Annotated in this window: 8 protein-coding genes; all 8 read left to right on the top strand. The window is 39.2% G+C overall.

Annotated features, from left to right (window positions below):
* The coding region (locus tag AAV90_RS06230) for an ATP-binding protein (protein ID WP_046496032.1) at positions 1–187 on the top strand (187 nt) is incomplete at its 5' end.
* Positions 188–343: 156 nt separating this feature from the next.
* Positions 344–1,273: a LysR family transcriptional regulator gene (locus tag AAV90_RS06225; protein WP_046496716.1), complete on the top strand. Its 930-nt coding sequence runs from the start codon at positions 344–346 to the stop codon at positions 1,271–1,273.
* A gap of 21 nt (positions 1,274–1,294) precedes the next feature.
* Entirely contained in the window at positions 1,295–2,158 is an 864-nt protein-coding gene (locus AAV90_RS06220) for a nitrilase-related carbon-nitrogen hydrolase (protein ID WP_046496714.1), read from the top strand.
* 20 nt (positions 2,159–2,178) lie between these two features.
* Positions 2,179–3,432 (top strand): cytochrome c biogenesis ResB family protein, encoded by a 1,254-nt coding sequence (locus tag AAV90_RS06215; protein ID WP_046496712.1) that lies wholly within the window; start codon positions 2,179–2,181, stop codon positions 3,430–3,432.
* A gap of 34 nt (positions 3,433–3,466) precedes the next feature.
* On the top strand, positions 3,467–4,315 hold the full coding sequence (gene ccsB / locus AAV90_RS06210; protein ID WP_046496710.1) for a c-type cytochrome biogenesis protein CcsB: 849 nt from the start codon (positions 3,467–3,469) through the stop codon (positions 4,313–4,315).
* A 511-nt stretch (positions 4,316–4,826) separates the two neighbouring features.
* The gene (locus AAV90_RS06205) at positions 4,827–5,186 is read left to right on the top strand and encodes a DUF4258 domain-containing protein (protein ID WP_046496708.1); all 360 of its coding nucleotides are present in this window, start codon (positions 4,827–4,829) and stop codon (positions 5,184–5,186) included.
* A gap of 304 nt (positions 5,187–5,490) precedes the next feature.
* Positions 5,491–7,083 (top strand): phosphoglycerate dehydrogenase, encoded by a 1,593-nt coding sequence (gene serA / locus AAV90_RS06200; RefSeq protein ID WP_046496706.1) that lies wholly within the window; start codon positions 5,491–5,493, stop codon positions 7,081–7,083.
* A gap of 60 nt (positions 7,084–7,143) precedes the next feature.
* A partial coding sequence (locus tag AAV90_RS06195) for a LysR family transcriptional regulator (protein ID WP_423229769.1) occupies positions 7,144–7,938 on the top strand: 795 nt, incomplete at its 3' end.

Here is a 7,938-nt window from a genome sequence, read left to right as displayed (position 1 = left end):
GCTTTACGGGCAGACCTCCATTATCATCACATCCAACAAAGGCCCGGAAGAATGGGGTGATATTCTGGGTGATCCGGCCATTACAACCGCTATTTTGGATCGTTTAATCCACAAAAGCGAGGTTATTCATCTAACTGGCGACAGCTATCGTCTGAAGCATCGTCAAACCATTTTTGGTAACAATTAGGTGTCCAAAATTATTTAACGTTTTTTGTTCAAAACTACTTGACGGTTACAACCTGTTCATATGATGAACAATCCACTATGAAAAAAGTTAAGTAAAGATGGATTTGTTACAATTAAGTTAGCCAGTTAATTGTGATTGGGAAAAGGCGGGAAATATATGTGTGAACAGGAATTTTTGGTTTTCAAAGCAGTTGCTGAAACGAAAAACATTACCTCGGCAGCCAAACGGCTACATATCAGTCAACCAGCTGTAAGCCTTCAAATCCAAAACATTGAGCATCACTACGGAACCAAGTTTTTTAACCGTAGCAATAAAGGCGTAACTTTGACTAAAGCCGGCCTCATCTTTTATGACTATGTCTGCAAGATGCTGGAAACGCTTGATGACGTATTGCAAGAAATCAACCAATTATCCGATGATCACCGTGGCGAGGTTAAAATCGGAGCGACATTAACTATTGGAGAATATCTAATTCCCAACATCCTAGCCTGCTATTATGAAATACAGCCCGAAGTTGATTTTAAAGTACGCATTGCTAATACCGAAACAATTGCTCGGGATGTATTGGAAAGGAAAGTACGTATCGGTTTAGTTGAAGGACCGGTGCCTGAACACAAGGATCTTATAACTGAAAAATTCTGGCATGATGAATTGGTTGTAGTAGTTCCTTATCATCACTACTGGGCTGCTAGAGGCAGTGTTACGCTTAATGAGTTATCTAAAGACCGAATGATCCTGCGGGAGGTTGGTTCAGGAACGCGCAAGGTCTTGGAGATTTCTCTTAAGGAAAAAGGATTTGATATATCCGATTTTAATATATCTATGGAATTGGGAAGTACTCAATCGATTAAACAGGTCGTTGCGACCGGTATGGGTTTTACAATTATTTCCGCTTTGACTGTCCGTAAAGAATGTGAGGAAAAAATTCTAAAGGCCATCAGGATTCAGGATTTATATTTGGGTCGTGACTTAAATATTTTAACTAATGCCAATAATACTAAAACCAAGGAAGAACGTTACTTTATTGATTTTTTGCATAACCGGGATGCCATAGAAAAGGTTTTAATGTTCCCAGATAGATATTGATTTCAAAAGGGGAATAGTAAAATGAAACAGGATTGTCAGATCGCCTTAGTACAGATGGACTCAGCTGCTGGAGATATCGAACAAAATATAAACAGTATTTTGAATACAACCAATCAGGCCGTTAAGATGGGTGCTCAGTTTATTGTTTTCCCGGAACTGGCCTTGTCTGGGTATTGTCCCCAAATTATAAGTGATCTGGCTATAACCCTGGACAATCCTGCAATAAAGCTGTTGTCCAAGACGGCTGTAGATTCGCAGGTTACGTTACTGGTCGGTTTTCCCGAATCCTCCGATGATCTTCTGAAACCTTACATATCCCAATTAATAGCGTTGCCTGACGGTAGTTTAGAGGTATATCGCAAGGTGCATTTGGGACGATCAGAGAAAGAATGGTTTACAGCTGGCGATGAACTGCCAGTTTTTACTAGCCACGGGGTAAAATTTGCGGTGGGAATCTGCTGGGATTGGCATTTTCCGGAATTGGCAGCGGTTTACTCACTGAAGGGAGCTGAGGTATTGTTTGCCCCTCATGCTTCACCAAGTATTTCCGGCGACCGTTTAGAAATTTGGAATAAGTACATGCCGGCAAGAGCCTATGATAATACTGTATATTTAGCAGCCTGCAATATGTGCGGATCAGACTACATGGGTCGAAATTACAGCGGCGGTTCGGCGGTATGGGGACCCAAGGGTGAAACTTTAGCCAAGTATAGTAATAATGTAGCGAATATATTATGTGTAAATTTGTCTGCTGAGCGGCTCAATAAACTAAGAGTCAGAGAACGAACGTCAATGAAAGATAGTTTTTTTTTAGCTGACCGCAGGAAAGAATTGTATCAAATTTTGCTTGAACTGGATATTGAACCGACGCCCCAAGATTCTTAACAATAATTCAGGAAATTGACATGAAAAAAACAAATCAAACTTTTTGGCATTTCTTCACTTCAATGAAAACCGGAATAATTATACTGGGCTTAATCGTGCTCGTTGCTGGGCTTGGAACATTCATATCGCTGGATGTATATTCTTCAGTATGTTTTAAGCTGTTGTTGGGTATTCTTTGTATCAATATAATAGCCTGCAGTATTAGCAGATTTAAGGGTCTTCGTAAAAGGATCCATCATCCGCCTATACCACGAAATATAAATGCTGTTCCGCATAAAATCTGCTCTTCTATAACAGGCACAAACGATGACTTGTTTTGTAACCTGGAAAAAAATCTAAGGTCGCGCGGATATCGTTTCACCAGTGCTGAAACAGATGACGGCTGGGCCTTTGTTGCCCAAAAATACCGCTTTGGATATTGGGGGGCTTACATCGTTCATATCGCCTTTGTCATCATTATCATTGGTGCCATGATGGGAACTCTTGGATTTTCCGGCGGTTTCATGGCATTAAAGGGTGAAGTAATAAGTTTTAACCAAATACCTCTTAATAAAGGCTCGGCGACTAAAGATTATGAAATAAAAATTAATTCGATTGAAGACCGTTATTTAGCCAATGGCGAGCGTGACAACTGGTATACGAATATAAGCATATTACGGGAAGGCAAGGAGCTGGCTCGCGGAAATACTTCAGTCAACCATCCTTTTTCATACGATGGGGTTAAATATTATCAAAGCAGATATGCTGATTACGCGCTAATTGTTATAGAAAAGAATAACATCAAACAAGAAGAATTGGTTATGCTTGGGCAGACCTCAAATGAAAAAGAAATAAGCAATGAATTAAGCCACCGCTTTAAACAAAGGGTTGATAAGAGCGACCTATATGTTAAAGGCCTTAAATTACAGAATAGACCGATCGTTTATTTGCAGATATTTGTAACTGATAAAGGGGAACCAAGCGTTGTTAATCTTACTCCCGGACAAAACAGATTGGTATTTGATGAATACAAAATAACCCTGTTAGAATTGACCAATGCCACCGGTTTGGAGATTAAATCTGATCCAGGAGTACCAATTGTTTGGCTGGGCTCAGGGACACTGCTGTTAGGATTAATTATTTCCTTCTACTGGCGTCCTTTATTGGTTTCTGGTATATTCACACCCCAGGATCGCTCAGGGACTTTATTGATGGGTATGTATGCTGGTAAAACGATCAAACAAAACGAAGCCGAGTTTAATGGAATTCTCAAAGAATTGCAGAGAATTAACTAGCAACATATCTGATTATGGCAGGAGAGTGGTCAAAATGAATCAAACATTACATATTCTAACGAGTGCCGGCCTTTATATAACACTTTTCGCCTATTTTATTGCAATGGTTTTTTATTGGTTCCAGCTAATCACTAAAAACAAGTTGAATGGTCAGTTAGCAACGGCATTTACAGTAATTGGCTGGGTGGGAAATACTATTATATTAGTCGCTCGAACAATTTTAGCCCACAGATTGCCCTTAGCCAATGGATACGAATTCATCCTGACATTTTGTTGGGGAACGGTTTTAATATATCTGTTTATACAATTACATTATAGACTCAAAGAACTAGGTGCATTCGTGATGCCGATTCCGTTTTTGCTTTTGAGTTTCGTTGTAATAACCATGGGTTCGAATGAAATGATAGTGCAGGCAATTCCGCCGGCTTTAAAGAGTAACTGGCTGACTTTACATGTGCTTACCGCCATATTCTCTTATGGGGCTTTTGCAGTTTCCTTTGGTTTGGCAGTGTTATATCTTTTCAAGGCTCATTCGGGTACTAGTTCAGTTATAAAAGCATTCGTATCACGAGTCCCTGATATAGATATTCTGGATGAACTATCTTATAAGATAATATTATTCGCATTTTCATTCCTAACCCTGGTAATCATTACCGGAGCAATCTGGGCAGAATATGCCTGGGGTACTTATTGGTCATGGGATCCCAAAGAGACATGGTCTCTGATTACATGGATCATCTATGCCGTATATTTACATGCCCGCTTAATGCATGATTGGAAAGGAAAGCGGGCTGCGTGGCTGGCTATAATCGGTTTTGCCGCCGTCCTTTTTACCTTCTTTGGGGTAAATTATTTCCTCCCTGGTTTACATTCCTATGCCTAGGTAGTTTCATTATTATGATGACTTAAGGAATTTTAAAAAGTTTTTAGTAAAGCATCTTCTTTAGTGCCTTGTACATAGAAGATGCTTTTTTAAAATATTCTCTCCGAATAATCCCATGAGCCTAGTGTAGAATATAACCTTTCTCTTTAATCTCCTGTTATTTGCATTTTTCGCCAGAAAGTAGGGGGTTAATTTAGCACCATAAATATTTGCTAATGGTGATTATTAATTTATTATATTATTCTAACATCTTGTCCTGTGTTATATTTCAATTAAGAACAAGCGATAAACTTAGGAAAGTGACTGCGTTACAAAATACATAAAACGAATTTTAAATATAATTTATGCTGCCACGTTCAAAACCCTTAAAGGATGAGTATTAATGAGACCAGCGATAAGAGCACCACACAGGTGTTTGGGCAATACTACCATAACACTGGGTAAGCAGGAAAGATAAAAATTTAACAGGGACTAACGATGAATTATCGAAAATGAAGGGCGGTTAAAAGAATTGAATATTGTTGTTACCAAACACGCGATCAAAAGATACCGTCAACGTATGTTCGATTATTATACTCCAAATGAGAATATTGTTAAATTACTACAGAATATTGTTCGCTATGGAAAAAAGGTATATTTTCGTCCTAGCAGTCGTGGTTATTGCTTTGAAGTCACGCATAAAGGTATCTCTGTAGTAGTAATCTATGAGACCAAAGGAGTAACCATAATTACTTGCCTGGGCGATAAAACATATAGAAATTGGGTAAAGAACAAAGAAAACAAGACTTGTTATAACAGACTGCATTATCCAGAAAATGATAACTGGGTTAATGAGTATATGAATATGTGCAAACAAGGAAATCAACATTAATCCCTCTCAATATCCGGATAAAATCACTTAAGCTGATTCTATCCGGAATTTCTTAGTTTTTGCTGTACCATATGCTTATGAATAAGACAACATAAAGTGCCAGTAGTCCAATAATACCCTAAAATACAGAAAACCTTAAAGTGCTTCGGTTATCCAGAAGGGCTCAACATTTATTGAAGCTCCCCTTGGGAATAGCCATTGGCAACCGGCTAGCAGACTAGACTAAATGTGAAGTACAAGGCGATACAAATAGTTCAGCAAACCCATGAATATGTGCCTAATAATTTATAAAGGAGAATGACGAGTGGAGAGAAAAAGAGTATTAGTAAGCGAGAGGATAGCTGAGGAAGGACTGGAAATGCTTAGAACAGAGCTCGATGTTGATTTCAGAGACGACATCTCCCGTGAGGAACTATTGTCGGTTATTGATCAGTACGATGCCCTCATAGTTCGAAGTGTTACCAAGGTCAATGAAGAATTAATCAAAAGAGGTACCCGGCTTAAGGTTATCGGACGGGCTGGCAACGGAATAGACAACATAGATGTAGATGTATGCACCCGATATGGCATTATTGTGGCCAACACTCCGGATAGCAACACTGTATCAGCGGCTGAGCAAACCATCAGTCTTCTGTTATCCTCGGTTCGCAATACAGCTTGGGCCAATGATGTGCTTAAAGGCGGGATCTGGGATCGCAAGCCTTTCAGGGGGACTGAACTATATGGTAAAACAGTTGGTATTATCGGTCTGGGTCGTATTGGCTCAATGGTAGCTACTCGCTTAAAAGCTTTTAACATGAATATTATTGCCTACGATCCCTATATCGCCGATGAACGGTTTGAAAGATTTGGGGCAGAAAAGAAGAACTCGCTTGAAGAACTACTGGCAGAAGCAGATGTTGTTACGGTTCATACTCCCAAAACTAAAGAAACTATACACATGATTGACGAGAAGGCCATTGCCCTGACCAAAAAAGGTGTAATTCTGGTAAACTGTGCTCGAGGCGGCATTTTTAAAGAAACTGCTGTAATAGAAGGCTTGGAAAATGGTAAAATTGCCAATGTAGCCCTGGACGTATATGAAAAAGAACCCGCCATTGACAACCCGATATTCAAGTATACCAACGTGGTTTGCACTCCACATCTGGGTGCAGATACGTTTGAAGCTCAGAAGAGAGTCGGGGAAAATATTGCTGAACAGGTTCTTCTGGCACTTAAAGGCGAAATTGTTCCCAATGTAGTAAATCTGCCTGCAGTTTTACCTGAGGAATTAAACTATTTGCGGCCCTATATTACATTGGCAGAAAAAATGGGCAACATTTATTATCAGATTGAAAAATTACCCATCAAACGGGTAGAAATTACTTACAGTGGACCTATTACTGTTAATGAGACAGAGATGTTGACCATCGGCTTTTTGAAAGGAATACTGGAACCTGTTTTATGGGAAAAAATAAACTATGTTAATGCTCGCCTTCTGGCTGCGGAAAGAGGTATCAAAGTTTATGAGCGTAAGGAAAAACAGAGTGCCAAACCCTTCAAGAATATGTTAACTATTAACATATTCAGTCAGCATCATGAGATGGAGATCAGCGGAACACTTTCTCGCGCTAGGAATCCAATACTGGTAGATATAAACGGCTACGAAACTGAGGCAAATCTGGAAGGCTATGTACTTATGCTGCAAAATGAAGATCGCCCCGGAGTCATCGGGCCATTGACCACTACCCTAGGCGAAGCAGGAATTAATATTGCCTCCATGAAAGTGGCCCGTCAGACTAAAGGACAAACTGCTATAATGATTCTCAATGTAGATAACAATGTTGAAGAAGAAGTATTAAAGCAGCTCGAGCAAATAGACGGTCTAATCGGTACCCCTAAACTTTTAAAGTTTTAGTAATCGTTATAACCACCCGCACTCTTGTTACTGAGAAAGAATAAGCTAGGTGTGATAAAATTGAATCTTAGACAATTGGAATTATTCTCTCTGGTTGCGGAAATTGGCAGTGTTACTAAAGCTGCCAAACAGGTTTACATGAGTCAGCCGGCAGTTAGTCAAGCTATAACTGATTTAGAAGACAAATTACAAGTACGTTTATTTGAACGTATGAACCATAGGATGCTGCTGACAAGTGCTGGCGAAACACTGTATCAGTACAGCAAAAGAATACTTAGTCTGATGGAAGAAGCAGAAAACACTATGCAGGATATAGCCAATATACGTATGGGAAAACTGCGTGTTGGTGCCAGTACAACTATTGGTATATACTTACTGCCACATCTTTTAGGTGATTTTCAAACTCAATACGAAAATGTAGAACTCCAATTTTTCATTGACAATACATCGGTAATTGAAGACATGGTCATGGATAATACGATTGATATTGGTTTAGTGGAAGGACCTATCCATTCTAAGGATATTACGGTTAATCATTTGTTGGTGGACAAATTATTTTTAATTTGTTCGCCAAAACACAGATGGGCCCTTGAGAACAAAAAAAGCATTAAACTTGCTGAATTGGTTGATGAAGTACTTATTTTCCGTGAATCCGGCAGCGGAACCCGTGAAGTTATTGAGAATGCCTTAAGTAATCATAAAGTCAAGTATAAACCCAAGCATGTTCTCAATAATACAGAAGCCATTAAAAACGCTGTTATTGCCAATATTGGCATTGCTTTTCTTCCGCAAGTGGTGGTAGAGAATGATATAAGGGCAGGGCATTTAATACAAGTTGATATAGAAGATATTGTT

This window comes from Syntrophomonas zehnderi OL-4 (assembly GCF_000983115.1).
In the GTDB taxonomy this organism is placed as follows: Bacteria; Bacillota; Syntrophomonadia; order Syntrophomonadales; family Syntrophomonadaceae; genus Syntrophomonas_B; species Syntrophomonas_B zehnderi.
Note: the sequence above shows the minus strand (reverse complement) of the source record. Positions and strands in the feature narration are given on the sequence as shown.